We start from the raw sequence: 17,641 nt of genomic DNA on the forward strand, positions 1-17,641 counted from the left end.
TGCCTGGGCGGCAGTCAAACGCAGCCCGGCCCACCCCAACAACCGTTCACCATAGGAAACCCAATGAATCGACGACATTTCATCACTACTGTTAGCGCCGCTGCGCTGCTGACCATCGTAGCCGGATGCAAGACTGAACCAGATGGTGAAAAGTTTCTTGGTTATTGGAAGTCGGATAGCAAGTATGACCCTGATGCCATCCACATCACCCGAAATGGCGATAGCTTCCTCTTCACGCTCGTCACCAAGGACCCTTTTGGTGGCGGCTACCAAACCCACAAGCTACCCGGCAAGCTGGATGATTCAGACAACATTCTGGCTGTAGGTGATAAACGCGTTGCCTACGATGAAAGCGCTGACCTCATCGTGTCGGGCCAGATGAAAGCGCATCGCACGACCGAAGCCGATTACCAAGCCATTGCGAAGCAGGCCAGTACCAAACCCTGACCTTCGCGCCTGAAGGCGCATTCTCCGGAGTATTTCCCATGACACGCTGCAAGTCATTTGCGGCGGGCATCGTCCTGTCCGCCGTTTTCTTAAACCCTGCCCAAGCCAGCGGCATCCCTACGGTCGATGCTGCCACCATTGCGCAATTACAGGAGCAATTGCTCACTGCCAGAGACCAACTGAAGAATCTGACCGAACAGCTGGCCACCGCCAAAAGCCAACTCGCCGCATTCACACAATCCAGTGGTTTCGGAAATGTAGTCGGCAGTCCTGACATGCGTGAGCAGTTGCGTTCAGCTCTGCCTTCGAATGCCCAAGGGCTACTTGATCGCTCAAACGGCTCAAGCCTGGATGGCGACGTTGGCCGTGTTACCGACTCGGTGATGGCGCCGGTAAATTTTGAAGCGGATCGTACAGAACTTTCAAAGAAGGCGTTGAACATCGAAGCGACAGCCAAGGCCATGAGTCAACGAGCCTATGACTCCATGACCCAGCGTCTGGCCAATGTAGACGCACTGCAAGACAAGATCAATCAGACGACCAACCCCAAAGAGATATCCGAGCTACAGGCTCGAATCCAAATTGAGCAGACCAATATCCTGGCCGAGCAAACTCGCATTCAGCTAGCCTCTCAACAACTGGAGGCAGAGCGTCACCTGTTACAGGCCAGAGCAGAACGGGTATATGGTGGCTGGTTTGGGGATAACGATACTGCTGGCGTAGATGCCGGATCCAAAGAGTAAGGCGGTACCATGTCTGGTCTCACTCCTTCCGTAACCCCACCCTCAGCTCCTAGCGACATTGCCCAATGGGTGATGACTCAAACCGAAAATACATTGAGCGATGCGGTTAACGGCCCAATGCAAGCGCTATTTGAAGCCCTAATGCCGGTCATCACGGTAGGGCTTACGATTCAATTTGTGGTTTACGCGTTTGCACTGATGCAGGGCCAGAGCAGCATGACCGTCACAGAGTTCTTTCGCAAGGCCATTCTTGTAGCCATTGTCGCAATGATTTTTGGCACTGGAGGTTTGTACCAGAACGATATCGCCGAAACCATGATTGCGCTGCCCGACGATGTTACGCAGATCGCCCTGAGTACCGGCAGCGTGGCCCAAGAGGTGGACAAGCTGCAGAACGAAACCGGCAAGGCATCAAACGCCATGATGGGCAAGGGCCAAGATGCCTGGTTCAACTTTCTACCATCTACCAAAGAAGTCTTGGTCAGCCTTCTTGCCACGATGGTACGTGTCAATGCTGCCGTGGTAGGCAGCATCATCATGGTGATAGTTGTGGTCTGCAAGGTCGGCATGGCGCTCGTCGTCGCCACGGGTCCCATTTTCATTGCAGCTACTCTGTTTGAACCCACTAAACCACTCTTCAATAGTTGGGTTTCACAAGCACTGAATTTCATATTTCTGGCGCTATTGGCCGGCCTGATTTTCGGACTATTGCTGCAGATGAACATCCAGCTCATCCGTATGATTGCCGATCAGATCAATGGCGGTGCCAAGGATATTATCGGGCTTTTCGGTGCCCAGCTGCTTGTCGGCATCGCCAGCCTTGTCATCATGGTCATGATCCCAGGCCTCGCAGCCGGTCTCTCCAACGGCTTTGGCGCTCAGCTCGGTGTGGGTACCGCGGCCAAAGGAGCATTCTCAATGCTACGACTGCGTAGCATGCTGCGCCTGCGCGCCAAATAGGCAATCCGCCTGTCGGCCCTTGCCGGGCCAATCAACTGACTTTCTATTCCCCAATCCTTCTGCCAATCCGGCGGGACAGGACCCTTTCTATGAAAAACCTCTTTGCCGCCCTCGCGCTGGCCGGGCTGCTGACTGGTTGCGCCTTTCATGCGCCCCAGCCGCCGCAACCGGCCGATACGCCACGCGTGCCAGTCAATGCCACGCCGCCTCTTTTCAAAGGAGTTTGACTCGTGTCCGCATCACTTAAATCCGAAGACGTTGCCGCTTACCTGGAGCAGTCGCGCGGCCTGGAGCGCGATCACCTCGGCGAGCTCGTCAGCAGCCGTAAACGCGCCTGGCAGGTGGCCCTCGGTGCTGGCCTGATCGCCCTGGCCTCCATCGCTGCTGTTACGGGCCTCACCCCTTTGAAACAGCCACCTGAAATGTATGTGGTCCGCGTCGATAGCGCCACCGGCTCCATCGACCATGTCAGCAGCCTGGGCCAGCCGCTCGAAGACTACGGCCAGCGCATCGCCAAGTATTTTCTGAACACGTACGTGCTGAACTGCGAGGGCTACAGCTGGCAGACGATACAGGAGCAATTCGACACGTGCGCCTTGCTGTCCTCTGCACCCATCCAGACGCAATACGGCAAACGATTCGAAGGGCAGGACGCCGTCACGACACGCCTCGGTACCCAGGGCACCGTCGATGTGCAGATTCATTCGATCACCTTGGGTGCCAACCAGGCCGCTATCGTGCGCTTTACCAAGACGGAGCGGGAAGTCACCACGGGCAACATCACCAAGGCTCAGCACCTGATTGCCACCATGGCTTATCAATACACCGACGTGCCGCTCACCGAAGAGGTCGCCCGCCTGAACCCGCTGGGCTTTCAGGTCATGCGCTATGACTTGGCTGCCGATCTGTCGCGCTGACACCGACAAGGATCTGAAGGAATTCTTATGTTTAAACATTTCCCCAGTCGGCAGGCGCTGGCGTTGTTTCTTTGCCTGGCCATCCCTGCCAGCGCGCTGGCGCTGGAGACCCCTCGTTCCTCGCGACTCGACCACCGCGTACGCTATGTCAATTACAACGACGCCAATGTCATCCAGCTCAATGCCGTGATCGGCGTGGCCACCCATATCGTGCTGGAGCCCGGCGAAAAATACGTCTACCACGTCTTTGGCGATAGCCAAGCCTATGCGTTTACCTACAAGAACAATCATCTGTTCTTCAAACCCACGGCAGAAGACGCCAACACCAACCTTATCGTCGTTACTGACAGGCGCGATTACAGCTTCAGGCTCTCGTACAGCGACAACCGCAATTCAGCCGCCTTGTACAAACTCGTGGTCCGTTATCCAGAGGTTCAAGCCAGGCAACGAACCCAGGCCGCACAAAAGGCTGCGATTGAGCGATCCTTACAAGCCGTCAGCGCTGACATGAACTGGCAGACCTACACCCGCAGCGGCGATGCGGCCATCGCACCGGTACACGCCTGGGACGATGGTCGTCAGACTTGGCTGCAGTTTGCACCGCAAGCCGACATCCCGACCGTGTACCGCGTCACGCCTGACGGACAAGAAGTCATCACCAATCACCACATGGCAGATGAACGGACGATGGTGCTTCATCGCACGTCTGCCTTATGGCATCTGCGCCTGGGCGACCAAGTGCTGGCGATTCACAACGGCGCCTACGGCACCACACCCGTACCAGCACATACCGGGACGGCATCACCCGCAGTCAGACGCAGCATCAAGGGTAGTGCGAGCCCGCAATCGCCCACTGCGGCACCTGTGCCCACCATCCGCATACGCGAAGCCACGCAAGAAAGGAATTCCCCATGACGGAAAAGGAACAAGATCAGGCACAAGAGCAAGCCTCGCAAGAGGGGAACCCTAAAGACGCTAATCTGGAGCGGGAAACACTGAATCTGGAGGCAACCGGGCGCAGCGCCCCACGCGGTGCCCGCGCATTTCTGTGGCTCACCATTCTGATCGCTGTGGCAGTGGCTGCCGGCGTGCTCATGAAGGTCTGGAGCCGCGAACCAGCAGCAAAAGCCGATAGCGGTCTGGAAGCCGATCAAAGCGGTATTACCAATCGCCTCAAAGCCCCCAAGGTAGAACGCCCCACACCACCTCCCGCACCGCCGCCTCCGAATCCTGAGCCAACGATGGCGCCCAGCTACAGCGTTCCCGCACCCATACCCGCAGCTCCACCTCCCGTCGATGAACTTACCCAGCGTCGGCTGACCAGTCCACTACAGGCCGGTGGTGCAGACGCAAGCGGCACGACCCCAAGCCAGTCAAATGCCCCCCAAGGGCCTTATAGCGATGCGGGTCCCCTGGCCGACAAGCTGCGACCGCTGGAGCTGGCCCCATCGGTCGCCGGGCAACTGGGTGACCGCAACTTCCTGCTCACGCAAGGCACCGTGATCGACTGCACCCTGCAGACCAAACTGGTCAGCACCCAGTCCGGGCTTCTGACGTGTCTGGCCACGCACGATGTCATGAGCGCCAACGGCAAGGTCAAGCTCATTGATGCCGGCACCAAATTCACGGGTTATCAGTCTGGAGGCATACAGCAGGGCCAGGCCCGGGCCTTTGTGACCTGGAACCGACTGGAAACGCCTACCGGCGTCATCGTGAATCTAAGTTCCCCCGGCACCGGCCCGCTGGGCGAAGCGGGATTGGGCGGACATATCGACAACCACTTCTGGGAACGCTTTGGCAACGCCATTCTGCTTTCTCTGGTGGGCGACTTCGGTAACTGGGCATCCAATCAAGGGCAATCGGGCAGCAACAACATCCGCTTTGACAACACCGCCGAAGGCGGACAAGAAGCGGTTGCAAAGATTCTGGAAAAGTCCCTGAACATTCCTCCCACCCTTTACAAGAACCAGGGCGAGCGTATCGGCATCATGGTCGCCCGTGATCTGGATTTCAGTCACGTCTATGAGCTTGAACCCATCCACTGAAGCGATCCCCTTTGATCGATCCATTGCGGTTCGCACCTTTCTGCGGCCTTTGTCCAAACATCAGGAGGATCCCAATGTCACTGAAATCGCCATCGTGCGAGCCGGTGAGCTGTACACCCGCACACGCGGTGCCTGGCAGCTTCACGAGTGCCCCAAGCTTTCCTACCCCCACCTGGAGGCCCTGGCCACGGCGCTGGCCGCGTACAACCACATGGCACGCAGCCCCATTCAATCTGTCGTCCTGCCCGATGGCGAGCGCGGCCAAATCGTGCTGCCTCCGGCCTGCATTGACGGCACTTTGGCCATCAATATCCGCAAGCACGCCCAAGTGGCGTTCTCCCTGGAGGAACTGCACGCGGAAGGCGCGTTTGAGACCACCCACGACGCCGCCGCCCAATATACTTCGGGCGGCCTATCGAAAGCCGATCTGGAACTGATGGCCCTGAAGGATGCTGGTGACATTCCCGGATTCCTGCTCGCTGCCATTCAGGCCCGCAAGAACCTGGTCATTTCCGGTGCGACAGGTTCGGGCAAAACCACCTTTGCAAGATCGCTGATCGACCGGGTTCCCGTCGATGAACGCCTGGTCACCATCGAAGACGTGCATGAGCTCATTCTGCCCCGGCACAGAAACCGCATTCATCTGATGTATGGCGGCACACGCGGTCGGGTTTCGGCCACCGAAAGCTTGGCCGCCTGCATGCGCTTATCGCCAGACCGGATATTCCTTGCCGAACTGCGCGGCCCTGAAACCTGGGATTACCTGGCGGCCTTGAATACGGGCCATCCAGGATCCGTCACCACCACCCACTCCAACGGGGCCGCCGATGCCTTTGACCGCCTGGCGATGCTCATCAAGCAATCACCCACGGGCGGCAATCTCGATCTGCCAACCATTCAGGCCTTCCTGCGCCAGACCATAGACATCGTGCTGCATTTCGAGCGGTTTCGGCTGAAAGAGCTCTGGTTTGAGCCCAGGCGGCAGATCAACACCTGAGTCACCCACGCCCTGACGGGCATCCATTTCCATCCTTGCGGACTGGCATCGCTGCCTGCCCGCACCTACCCCTGAACCCGTGTGAGGCACTGCACACGTTCCGGGCAGGCCTTGCATGGGCTCGCCTGGAGCTTTACCCATGACCTCATCCACCCGTATGCCCTTTCACAAGGATAAGAACCTTCTGCGCCTGTCAGCAGCCATGCAACGTGCTCAGCAAAAAGCCACCCAGGCGCTGGCCGCCGCAGCACAAAAGCAGGCCTCAACTCCTACACCATTCATACTGCCCGGTATCAATGAAACAGCACGCGCCATTCCGAATTACATCGCCCGTAGTGCCATCTTCGCACCGGTTCGCCGGGGCTGGCGCACACTGCATGACGACACCGTATTTCTGGAGGGCAGCAACATCCTACTCAAAGGATCCGGCAAACAGTTGAGCGAAGACCACGCCGACATCTGGATGCATGCCATATACCTACAAACCACGGCTCTGCCAGGCGATCAACCTGTCATCAATCGTGCAGATTTCTTACGCGGAATGGGTAGGAATACCAGCGGAGCCAGTTACGAATGGCTGCACCAAGGCATGAAAGACCTCGCCAGGTTCGTAATATGCATCGAAGCAAAAAAACGGAACGGCACCGTCAAGTACAGCTATGGCAATCACCCTTCAACTCGAGTGCTGCCAATGATAGGAGGCTTTGATTATGACGAACCCACTGGCATCTACACGCTACACATAGACCCACGCTGGGCACAGATTTTCAGCAATCGCGAGTATGCATTAGTGGACTGGGAAAAGCGTCTGAAAATGCGGCACGATTTGTCCAAAAGCCTGCAACGGCTTGTTGGAACCTCGGCCGATGAGATTCAAAAATACAGCTTGGATATTCTGAAAGAAAGAGCGCAATACACCGGACGTGTACGAGATTTCAGACCCTCTTTGGAACGCTCACTTCTGGAGCTTGAGCGGTTGGAAATTATCGCCAAACCTCGCATAGAGATCAGCAGAAAAAACCAACTACAGGCAGTCTGGCTACGTTTAAGTCGATAAATAAAGCAGCAATCGAACGGTATTTTAGGCTGTGGATAACTCGTTTTATCCATCGTAATAGCATCGCGCCTTCGTCGTAATAACATCGCGGATTATCGTAATAGCATCGCGCTTTATCGTAATAGCATCGCGCACTATTTCTGGAAACCCGCATGAACAGGGTCATTCCAGCCATCGCAGCGCCTTCTACCTTATTTCTACCTTATTACTACCAGCAAGGCCTGTGGATAAGTCAGGCTGTCTTGCATTGTCACGCTGAGCAGCCGCGCAGCGGCTGCATCGGTCTGCAGCAAACCACACCCGCCCTTCCGGGCACCTCCTTCTCTCATCCCCATCACGTCCCTTCACACCGCAAGGCAAAGGAGATCCTATGCACGCAACCATCGACACCCGCATGCTCGACATCGTTCAACAAGCCGCTCACTACGGTATTGGCACCATGAGTCTGGGCGAAGCCCTGACTGCAGCTCTGGTGCTGGATCGCAGCGACTGGCTGCATGATCGCGGCTACAGCATCGCCGAAGCCCTGGATCGCATCGGCCCGCACTGGGCCGCTCGCCTCTGCACAGTGGCCCGGCAATTTCACACCGAAGCGACTCAGACCCGACTTCGATACTCCTTCGAAATCATCCCTTACCCATCCGACGCTGGCGGCTACACCCTGCGCCTGCTGGATGACGGTCAGGAGGTCGGCGGTGGGCAATTCTCTGCACGAGGCAAGTCAGTCCGCTTCACTGACGAGCAATCTGCTTACGACGAAGCACTGGCCGCAGGCTGCGCCTGGCTGGCAGGCAAACAGACCGAGGCCTTTCCAGCCCTATCGCACTGAACGAGACCGTGATTACTCCAACTTCAGGAAACCTATGAGTGAATCTGCACCTGTAACACGCTACCGCACTGTCCTTGCGGCCCTGGACCCTCGCATCAGCCTCTCAGCCCAGCTACGAGCGCTGTTTCCCCTGATCGAGGTTGAAATGGCTGCTGGTGTTCCACATGCCGCCGTGCTGGACGATCTGGCTTCCGCAGGCCTGACGGTACAACGCAGCACCTTCGCCATCACGCTGTACCGATGGCGCAAAGCCCAACGATCCGCAGCCAGAAAATGCCTGAATGCAGCAGCTTCTGCCGGTGACATACCCAGACAGTCAACCCATGCGAGCAACCCCCATCCACAACCTCCCGCACCCGATGCCATTCAAGGCCGACCACGCAGCATCCAGACACCTGGCGATCTACGCAAGATTCGCGACATGCGAGTAGACCTGGAAGCCTTGCGCCGCGAAGGCCTGGCCAATCGCGCTCAATCAGCTGACAACAACCCCACCAAAAGGAATGAATCATGAAAGTCGCCGTCCTGAACTACACCGGCTCTGTTGGCAAGACAGTCGCTGCCTCTCACCTGCTGGCACCGCGCATGAATAGTGCCCAGATTTTTGCAGTGGAATCCACCAACGAAACGGGCGCTGACCTGGGCTTGAATGTCGATCAGCTACGCGGCGAACACTTTGGCCGCTTATTCCGCGAACTGCTCACCCGCGAAGATGCGATTGTCGATGTGGGTGCCAGCAACATCGAGGATTTTCTGACGCACATGATGCGCTACGAAGGCGCACACGAGGAAATGAATTATTTCGTCCTGCCTGTGATCAATACCGGCAAGGCCCAGCGCGAAACCATCAAGACGGTGGCTGCCCTGGCAGAACTGGGTGTTGACCCAGAACGGGTACGGATCCTTTTCAACCGTGTCGATAGCAGCGTGCACGACGAGTTTCCCTCGATCCTGGCCTATGCTGCCAAAACAGGCGAAGTGCAGGCCAACCCCCAGGCTGCCATTTACGAAAACGAAGTGTTCGAACTGCTGGCCGACCAACGCACCACAATTGCCGATGTGCTGGCTGATCAGACCGACTACCGCGCCCTACTTCGCGCTGCCGAACCTGATGACCACTTCCGAATTTCACAGCTAAGCAACCGGCACGCCCTACGCGCCCTGGCCAAGCCGGTGGACAGACAAATGAATGCGGCTTTCACCGCGCTGTTCTCCTGAGTTGGTCGCCATGGAATCACACTCGAATTCCAGTGGCGCTCGTACCAAGCTGGATTTGCTGTACCACGAGGTACTGGGTGAAGTCGCTGGCCTCGTGGACAGACTGGAAAGCACTACCCAAAGCCTGGACGCAGTGCAAAAGCAGATGCAATCCATGGGCGAAGCGCAGCAAGTCCTGCCTGAACAACTCAGCCGCCATCTGATCGCCACGATGGAAGCGGCAGCCAAACCCATCAATCAGCAGGCTCAACACGCCATCCAGACCATGCTGGATGGCACCAGCAACCAGCTGAATCAGTTGTCTCGTAATGCCGCCCAGTACACCAGCATCGCCCACCAATCCGCACGACGTATGGCAATCATCGCCTTGGTCGTAGGCGGTATAGCAGGCATTCTGGGCGGCTTGCTGGCAGGCCTGGCCCTGGGTCAGATCCTGATCTCTTGAGGACCGGCACTTATGTCCACCTTGATTTCACCCATTACCCGGCGTCGCATTGCCGCCTTTTCTTTGGCGCTCTTGCCGACTGGTGCGTGGATGGCTGCCGCCACCTGGGGCAGCCATATGCACTGGCGAGACTGGAACGCCAAAACGTTCTGGCATTTTGTGATGCTAACGCCGCAGTACCCAGTGCTCTACGGCGCACTGGGCATAGGTCTGGTCCTCGCCTTGGTGCTTATCCTGCTTATCGGGCGCACCGCTAGAACCGAAGGGTTTGAGGGTGCTGCCTACAAACGCTTTGTACGTGGCACACGCACCACCTCGGCAAAAAGCCTGGCTCGCCAGTGCCAAGAAAGTGGCAAGCAGCAAATCGACGTAGGAGGCATCCCCATGCCGACCGCCAACGAGAACCTGCATTTGCTCATCAGTGGTGCTACGGGTTCCGGTAAATCGGTGTTGTTGCGCAACATGGCCGCTTCGGTACTCAAGCGTTCACAGCACGACATGAACAACCTTTTGCCCGGCCAAACGCCGGAGCGCAACGACCGGATGATCGTGATTGACCCCAATGGAGACCTACTCAGCAAATTCTGGCAACCGGGCAACGTAATCCTGAACCCCTATGATGCCCGCAGCCAGGGTTGGGCATTCTTCAATGAAGTTCGCGCCGACTACGACTGGAAGCGGCTGGCCCACTCTATGGTTCCCATGAGCCAGGATAAGAACGCTGAAGAATGGAACGACTTCGGTCGCCTGCTGCTGCGCGAGACTGCCAAGAAACTGCACCAGTTGCAGGGCGAGGAAGCCAGCGTCATGGACTTGTTTCGTCTATGCACCATCGAAGACCCCAAGGTCTTGAAGCAATTCCTGGAAGGCACCCTGGCCGAATCCCTTTTTGTTGGCTCTAGCGAAGCCAGCAAGGCGCTGTCTTCCGCCCGCTTCGTGCTGTCGAACAAACTGTCCGAGCACACCGGCATGAAACCCGGGCGGTTCTCCATCCGGGACTGGCTGAGCAAGCCGAACGGTGGCAACCTATACATCAACTGGCGCGAAGACATGATGAGCTCCATGAAGCCGCTAGTGTCGTCATGGGCCGACGTATTCATCACGTCGATTCTGTCCATGCCGGAAAGCACCCACCGACGCTGGTGGTTGTTCATTGATGAGTTGGCTAGCCTGGAAGCCCTGCCGTCACTGGAGGCCGGCCTAACCAAGGGCCGAAAAAATGGCCTGCGTATCGTGGCGGGGTTGCAGAGCACATCCCAACTGGAACACATCTATGGGCGCACTATGGCCACCACCATTCGGGCGAGTTTTCGCAACTTGGCTGTACTGGGGGGCTCGCGCACCGACCCGCAAACGGCAAAGGACATGAGTGAAAGTTTGGGCAAGCATGAGGTTGAACGGCCCAAGTACAGCATCAGCCGCAGTGTGGATCACCGGAATACGTCGGACAACACGGATCGGACGACGGAAGACGTGGTGACGGCTGCGCAGATACAGTCGTTGCCTGCACTGGGCGGGTATGTAGCCCTGGCGGGGGATTTTCCGATTGCGAGAGTGAGCTTGCCGCTTAGGGAGTTCGCTGTGTCTACGGCGGCATTTCAGGAAAGCGCTTAATACAGCTGAAGCCACGATGACACTATCTGACCAATAGAATATTCAGATGGCCCATTGACTAGCTCCCTTAGATCGCATCACTAAAGCGCATTGATAGCTTTGATTAGCTCTCTGCCCAAAACTTGGGTGTTGTGCGGATTGAACCGTTTATTTGCAACCATTACACCTCGAATCCGTACATCTTTGCCCGACGCATAAATGCCTCCTTCGCTCCTTCAAGGATAGCGCATGCCGCATCCCTAGTTTCAGAGCGATCGATAGATCCGCGCGAAACAATCTCTGCGCGATCGTTGTTGGCCTTCAGCACGATAATCTGTTCCGCATCTCCCAGGACAGCGACATTGGCATTGTGTGTGACGATGATGACCTGCCGCCGCTCCTTAGCGCGGCGCAGCACGGGAACCAGCGTGGAGTAGATGAACTCGCCATCCAGATTGTCTTCGGGCTGATCAATAATGAGCGGCTTGTCGCTATTGGCCGAAAGCATCAGTGCGAGCAGGATGGATTGCTGTTGACCCAGTGAAAGCTTATAGAACTCCCGTCGGACGGTCCGCCTGCCGCCAGCGCCATCTGCGACTTGCTTGCTGACTTGGAGCTTTGGGACGTCGTACAGGGCAACGCGTTCGAGCCCAAAACGTACTGTAGGAGCCGACAGGCGCTCGAGCACGACCCTCGCCTCCGCGGAATCGAATGCTTGTGTGCCATCCTTGGTCATCAAGGCGGTCAATGGACCTATGTCATCGTTCTGGATCGCTTCTAACAGGCTCGGAACCGTCAGGTCCTCGACAAGGTAACTTGCCCGAACCTGCTGATTGGTGCGCCACCCCATCGCGGCAACGATCTGTTCTGATGCCTCCGGAGAGTATGCGTTGTCCACGTACTTCAAACTGACTTGAAGATCAGACAGGGCCTCTCTCAAAGTGGTTGAAGCTATGCGCCCAAAGGAACCACGCAGCATGGCGATGCGGTCACGGGCACTCCGACGTCGGGCCAGCGCGGCCTGCCTCTTGCGCTGTGATTCCGTCAAGTCGGCCCTCCATGCTTCTAGGTTCTTAAGCGTCGCCTTGTGACTGGCCTCGTCGTTGGCCAGTTTTGTGATGTACGACATATCGAACGTGATCCTTAGCGCCTCAAGCTCCCTCTTTTTGATGTCGATCCTGCCTTGAGCTTCGCTGTCTTTTGCCTTCCACGCGGCTGTCTGGCCAGCGACAACCGCCTCCAAATTCGATGCGCCGGTAGCAATCTTCTGCTTTGCGCCGACCACAAGCGTCTTAAATACATTGACCTCGGTCACGATCACCTCAAACTCTTTGCGACCCAAGGTCAGCGAGCTCGGATTAGCGAGCCCGGTAATCTCATCAGCCGCGCTAGCCTGAGTCGTAATGTCGGCGCTGTTTTTGAGATGTTTGAGTTTTGCGACAATCTGGGTCCGTAGCTCACGCTCTGTCGCGAGGTGCCGCTGCAGCTCAATCAGCGTTTTGACCTCGGGCTTCTGCATCGCCGCAAGAGCACTCTGCGTCGTTTGCAGTTGTCGCTGGTACTGTGGGATGAGCGCGACTTGTTGCTCAGCCTTCTCGATGGCGGTCTGTAACTCCAGCAGTTCGTCCCGCGCCGACTCCTCTTCTTCCAAGTAGGTTCCGAAATCAACAAACTTGTCGAGATAATTGAGCAGCGCCAGCGGATTCTTTTGAGCTTCGATACTAATGCGCGCTGCGTCTCCTTGTCCGAAACAGTCAATCTCGAAGGAACAAGGGCCGCCGTCTACGTCGTCGAGATTCTCAAGTGACTGGTCCTTATGGCGCGCCAGTAGATGGCGCTGCCCGGCCTTGTCCTGCCAAATGAAATGGACAACGTCTGGCCAAACCTCCGAATCGACAACTTTGCCCGACTCCTCATCGGTGCCTATCAAGCAGCGCACACCCTCGAAAGTAGTTGACTTGCCGGTCCCACGACCGCCGATGATGCAATTCAAGTTTCGACTGAACTGGATCACTTGTTTGTCGAGGAAGCCACCTTCCATGGCGATGCCAACAACATGGGGCACTGCTTTTGGGATGAGATCCTCGATACGTACACGAGCGTCTGCATCTTCCAGCGCAATCTTCAGTGCCGCAAAGCTGGGTTTGTCCATTTTGTAGCGGGTGACTCGCTTGTCATTGGAAGCATTACGGCCGAGCGAGGTCAGAGCGTGGGAGTCCGAGTTCATGACCCTAGCGAGGTACTGCCTCGAACCAAGGCCAAGGCGCTCGATTCTCTGTCGCCCCATCTGAACGCGTTCGGCCTGGTTGTCAGCTGGCGAGTAGTGAATATCCGATGTGGCATGCTTGAGTTCGATGCCCACCAAGGCCGGATGGCAAATGACATCCACCTTGTGCGGCGATCCGCCGGGATTGTCATGTTCGAACCCTGAAGCCACATCGACGTGAGCAAGGATGCCGAAGCCGCCCTGAGCGTTGACTGCGGCCAAACACTCAAGAATTGACTGCTGGCATCGAGATGTCGGCAAGCCCACATCTACGATATCGAGACCGGCGAAAAACTTCATCAATCTAGGGTAGTCGGGGAGATAGCAAAGAAGGTGGCCTTGAGCCGTGGAAAGCTCAACACCAGGAATCACAATCACATCGCTCCTTTGCCCGATATCGATGGCCTGCTTGACGTTGGAAATGTCATTGTGATCCGCTATCGAGATGAGGAAGATGCTCTCGTTGACTGCGGTCGCCACAATGTTTTCTGGGGTCATCGTGACATCTTTCACGTCATGCGATCCGCCGTAGGAATGAATATGCAGATCAGCGCGGTAGAACATCGCTCCGGCCGACTGAGCGTCGATGTTATCCGATAAAGACATGGTTCTCCCTTGAGGGTTGTACGTGAAATCGAGTTCCGGTCGCATTAGTAACTGCTGAACCGACGAATGTTTGCAAGGTGTAACATATATCGGGCGAGTGTAGATCTTCGAACCCACCTGGAATGCGCGTTTTGGGCCGTTATCCGCCACGCAATCATCCACAGAAACTGTGGATAAACGTGTGTAAATCCACGACTTATCCCTTCAAACGCTAGCATTGACGCGCCCAAGCGCTCGCTGGCTAATCTCTCGCCATCCCATCTCCCGGAGTCCCCATGATCTCGCACAGCCAGATCTACCGCGCCCGTGCGGCCCTCGCAACCCATTACTACGCTGACCAAGCCGATGATTACTACAGCCGGGACGGCGGTGCCGCCACCTGGCAGGGCGAAGGTGCACGGCGTCTCGGCGCTGTCGGTGAAATCGACCCGGCACGCTTCAAAGCCATGCTTCAAGGCGACTTTGGTCGTGGCATCACAGCAGGCCGGTCAATCCGCAAGGATGCGAAGGCTCGTGCCGCCCTTGATCTGACCTTCGGTGCGCCCAAAAGCATCACCCTGCAGGCATTGATCGGTGGCGACGAACGCCTGATTCACGCCAATGATAAAGCGGTCGCGGCTGCCCTTCATTACGTCGAGCAGCATCTGACCATGGGCCGTCACAAAGAAAACGGCAAGTCACGGGTAGAACACACGGGCAATCTCATCATTGCCAAATTCCGCCACGAAACAGCACGCCCTACCGAAGGCGCTGCCCCCGACCCACACTTACACGTCCACGCCCTACTGATGAACCTGACCCAGCGGGCCGACGGCAGTTGGGTGGCCTTATCCAATGAAGAGATCTTCAAGCTGCTACGCGTGACGGATTCGATCTACCAGGCCGAGCTGGAACGCAATGTCCGGGCGCTGGGGTATGCGGTTCGCCATGAAAAGAACCATATCGAACTGGCCCATATCAGTCGCGAGCAGATTGAATTTTTCAGTAAACGCAGCGCTGGCATTACTGCTGAACTATCTGCACGCGGCACCAGTCGTGAAGAAGCTCCTCACGCCCTGCGCCAAGGCATCACCCTGGCCCACCGCCAGGCGAAGACTCAGGACCTCAGCCGCACAGAGCTGCATCGACAATGGCGTGACGCCGCTACCGCCATCGGGATGCAGTTTGATCAGGCAAGGGAGCAAGCAGGCATCCAACCGACACAGATATTAGGACAGCCATCAGACCTGGTGGCTCAAGCCTCACTGAACTGGGCGATTCAACATCTGGCTGAAAGGGAGTCCGTCATGCCTCTAGCGGATTTACTGCAAAACTCCGTGCGCCATGCCGGTGGCCATACGGACATCACAGCCATTCAAGCGGCGATCCAGAGCCGTGTGGAGTCCGGCGCACTGATCCGAGAAGCACCGCACTACCGCAGCACCCAGGACAGGCTGGCCCTTCCCATGACGCGCGAAGGCTGGGCCACAGAGGTCATACGCCTGCGCGGCCTGCCTCAGGGCACAGCCCAACAACTGGTTGACCAGGCCATCGCCGAAGGACGCCTGTTGATGGAGAGCCCACGCTATGCGACCCGGAAGGCCTTTGAGGCCGAGTCCAGAGTACTGGCCGCCGAACAAGCTGGCCGCAGTGCCTGGCAATCCACAATTTCCGACACCAGTGCCGAAAGCAGCGTGGACACACGCCTAACACCGGGTCAGCGCGAGGCCGTCATGTTGACCGCAACCGGCTCCGATCAGATCGCCGGTATCCAGGGTCTGGCTGGCACCGGCAAATCTTTCGCTCTGCAAAACGCCCAAGCCATCCTGCAACAGCAGGGGCACACCATGGCGGCGCTGGCCCCTTACGGCGGAATGGTTCGCAACCTGCGTAAAGATGGGATACCGGCCAACACGATTGCATCAGTGCTTGCAGCTTCCGACAAACGCCCCTTTCTCAACACCCTGGGGCCGAAAACCGTCGTAGTGATTGACGAAGCCGGAGTCGTGCCCGTGCGGCAGATGGACAAGCTGCTGGCCCTCATTCAGCCAACAGGTGCCAAAGTGGTCCTGCTGGGCGACACCGCGCAAACCAAGGCCATCGAGGCTGGCCGCGCGTTTGCCATGCTGCAGGAAAACGGCATGAAAACCGTATTGATGGCAAACATCCAGCGCCAACGCTCTGAACGGCTGCGCCAGGCGGTGCTGTTGGCCGCAGAAGGCCAAGCCAGCCGATCCCTGCCGCTACTGGATCAGGTGCTCACCATCCCAGATCAGTTCAATGCCGACGAGCATGGCCACAAAAGCCGCGACAGTTCCGCCCGATATGAGGGCATCGCCCAAACCTATACGCGGCTCTCAGCGACAGACCAAGCTGGCACCATCGTGGTCACCGGCACCAACGCTTCGCGTGTAGCCATCAATGAACGGATCCACGCCCTGCGCGGCTTGGAAGGCAAAGGACATCAATGCCAACTGCTAGCTCGCCATGACACCACCCGTGCAGAACGCAGCGTAGCGCGGTATTACACCGTGGGCGACATTGTCGTTCCTGAACGGGACTACCAATGCGGCCTGAAACGTGGCGAACAGTACCGCGTGACCGGCAGTACACGTCATGACCGCATCACCGTCGAACCGATCCAATCCGGCCCGTCGCATCCTCAACCCATGGAAATCATCCCGAAAACCATGAGCAAGCTATCGGTCTACCACCTGAGCCGGGCAGAGCTATCTGTGGGTGACCATGTACGCATCACACGCAACGATGCCCATAATGACCTGGTCAACGGCCAACCGGCGAAGGTCACGGCAATTGATGCAACCAGCGTCACCATCGAAACCAACGGTCGCCACTTGCAGTTGCCTACAGATCGACCGCTAAACATGGACTATGCCTACACTACCACCGCGCATAGTGCCCAAGGGCTGACCTGCGACCGAGTTCTTTACAACGCCGAAAGCTTCAGCCGCACAACCGCCCAGGACACCTACTATGTCAGCATCTCGCGCGAACGACACGAGGTCGTTGTATTCACAGACGATGCGAAAAAACTGCCTGAGCGGGTGGATCGGCTGACGTACAAGGGGCTGGCACATGACCTGCAGCCGGTGGCGGCCAAAGACCCAATCCTGGTTCAGCATGGCCAGGACGTCGGCACGCCACGGGCGGAATCAGAGCTGGAGATAGGATAACTAGCCGCCCCTTGTTCTCTATTCCACATACAGTCTGGTTAACCTAACAAGCAACTGCAGCTGCGTCAAAGTGGATCTGTTGTCATGCCCGGCAGATATCGGCCATTAGCGGTCACTTGAAGTATTTAGCCGATGCTCCATAGCGGACTTTCGATAAAAAAACTACTTCATCGCATCATAGGTGAAACGATACCTGTTCTGCAGCGGTTTAGTACATGCAAGTAGATCATGGTGATCGAAACATCCCCATGTCCAAGCGGTTCCTGAATCGTATTGGTACCATACCCCAGCTCCCATAAGTGGGGGGGTAAACGAATGGCGACGGTATGCGAAGTCTTGCGCTGG

General features: G+C 57.1%; 16 protein-coding genes. 15 read left to right on the forward strand and 1 reads right to left on the reverse strand.

Annotation, left to right across the window (positions count from 1 at the left end; all coding sequences use genetic code 11):
- Positions 1-63: 63 nt before the first annotated feature.
- The 14 genes from ERD78_RS05520 (at position 64) to ERD78_RS05585 (ending at position 11,272) form a co-directional block, all read left to right on the forward strand.
- A complete protein-coding gene (locus ERD78_RS05520) occupies positions 64-447 on the forward strand; it encodes a hypothetical protein (protein WP_012250606.1) in 384 nt (127 codons plus the stop codon).
- Between the two features lie 38 nt (positions 448-485).
- Complete coding sequence (locus ERD78_RS05525; protein ID WP_129968216.1) at positions 486-1,190, forward strand: TrbJ/VirB5 family protein; 705 nt, start codon at positions 486-488, stop codon at positions 1,188-1,190.
- 9 nt (positions 1,191-1,199) lie between these two features.
- Positions 1,200-2,150, forward strand: coding sequence for a TrbL/VirB6 family protein (locus ERD78_RS05530; protein ID WP_129968217.1), 951 nt, complete (start codon positions 1,200-1,202; stop codon positions 2,148-2,150).
- Positions 2,151-2,239: 89 nt separating this feature from the next.
- Complete coding sequence (locus ERD78_RS05535; protein WP_129968218.1) at positions 2,240-2,377, forward strand: conjugal transfer protein; 138 nt, start codon at positions 2,240-2,242, stop codon at positions 2,375-2,377.
- Between the two features lie 3 nt (positions 2,378-2,380).
- Positions 2,381-3,067, forward strand: a complete 687-nt coding sequence (locus tag ERD78_RS05540; protein ID WP_129968219.1) for a VirB8 family type IV secretion system protein — start codon at positions 2,381-2,383, stop codon at positions 3,065-3,067.
- Positions 3,068-3,094: 27 nt separating this feature from the next.
- Entirely contained in the window at positions 3,095-3,982 is an 888-nt protein-coding gene (locus ERD78_RS05545) for a TrbG/VirB9 family P-type conjugative transfer protein (protein WP_113933126.1), read from the forward strand.
- Entirely contained in the window at positions 3,979-5,112 is a 1,134-nt protein-coding gene (gene virB10 / locus ERD78_RS05550) for a type IV secretion system protein VirB10 (protein WP_113933127.1), read from the forward strand. Before ERD78_RS05545 ends, virB10 begins: the two co-directional genes overlap by 4 nt.
- Positions 5,090-6,109 (forward strand): P-type DNA transfer ATPase VirB11, encoded by a 1,020-nt coding sequence (gene virB11 / locus ERD78_RS05555; protein WP_113933128.1) that lies wholly within the window; start codon positions 5,090-5,092, stop codon positions 6,107-6,109. Before virB10 ends, virB11 begins: the two co-directional genes overlap by 23 nt.
- Before the next feature lie 139 nt (positions 6,110-6,248).
- Entirely contained in the window at positions 6,249-7,166 is a 918-nt protein-coding gene (locus ERD78_RS05560) for a TrfA (RefSeq protein WP_113933129.1), read from the forward strand.
- A gap of 370 nt (positions 7,167-7,536) precedes the next feature.
- Positions 7,537-7,995 (forward strand): hypothetical protein, encoded by a 459-nt coding sequence (locus ERD78_RS05565; protein WP_113933130.1) that lies wholly within the window; start codon positions 7,537-7,539, stop codon positions 7,993-7,995.
- Between the two features lie 34 nt (positions 7,996-8,029).
- The gene (locus tag ERD78_RS05570) at positions 8,030-8,509 is read left to right on the forward strand and encodes a hypothetical protein (protein WP_113933131.1); all 480 of its coding nucleotides are present in this window, start codon (positions 8,030-8,032) and stop codon (positions 8,507-8,509) included.
- Positions 8,506-9,213: a StbB family protein gene (gene stbB, locus ERD78_RS05575; RefSeq protein WP_113933132.1), complete on the forward strand. Its 708-nt coding sequence runs from the start codon at positions 8,506-8,508 to the stop codon at positions 9,211-9,213. The genes ERD78_RS05570 and stbB overlap by 4 nt, the downstream gene beginning before the upstream one ends.
- Before the next feature lie 10 nt (positions 9,214-9,223).
- Complete coding sequence (locus ERD78_RS05580; RefSeq protein WP_113933212.1) at positions 9,224-9,658, forward strand: hypothetical protein; 435 nt, start codon at positions 9,224-9,226, stop codon at positions 9,656-9,658.
- Between the two features lie 12 nt (positions 9,659-9,670).
- Entirely contained in the window at positions 9,671-11,272 is a 1,602-nt protein-coding gene (locus ERD78_RS05585) for a type IV secretion system DNA-binding domain-containing protein (protein WP_129968220.1), read from the forward strand.
- Between the two features lie 160 nt (positions 11,273-11,432).
- Here ERD78_RS05585 and ERD78_RS05590 read toward each other — a convergent pair whose 3' ends face one another.
- Positions 11,433-14,123 (reverse strand): TrlF family AAA-like ATPase, encoded by a 2,691-nt coding sequence (locus ERD78_RS05590; RefSeq protein ID WP_113933213.1) that lies wholly within the window; start codon positions 14,121-14,123, stop codon positions 11,433-11,435.
- Between the two features lie 275 nt (positions 14,124-14,398).
- Here ERD78_RS05590 and mobF point away from each other — a divergent pair, with 275 nt between their 5' ends.
- Positions 14,399-17,296 (forward strand): MobF family relaxase, encoded by a 2,898-nt coding sequence (mobF, locus tag ERD78_RS05595; protein WP_129968221.1) that lies wholly within the window; start codon positions 14,399-14,401, stop codon positions 17,294-17,296.
- The last annotated feature ends 345 nt before the right edge of the window (positions 17,297-17,641 follow it).

It is taken from the genome of Allopusillimonas soli, assembly GCF_004153445.1.
Lineage (GTDB): Bacteria > Pseudomonadota > Gammaproteobacteria > Burkholderiales > Burkholderiaceae_B > Allopusillimonas > Allopusillimonas soli.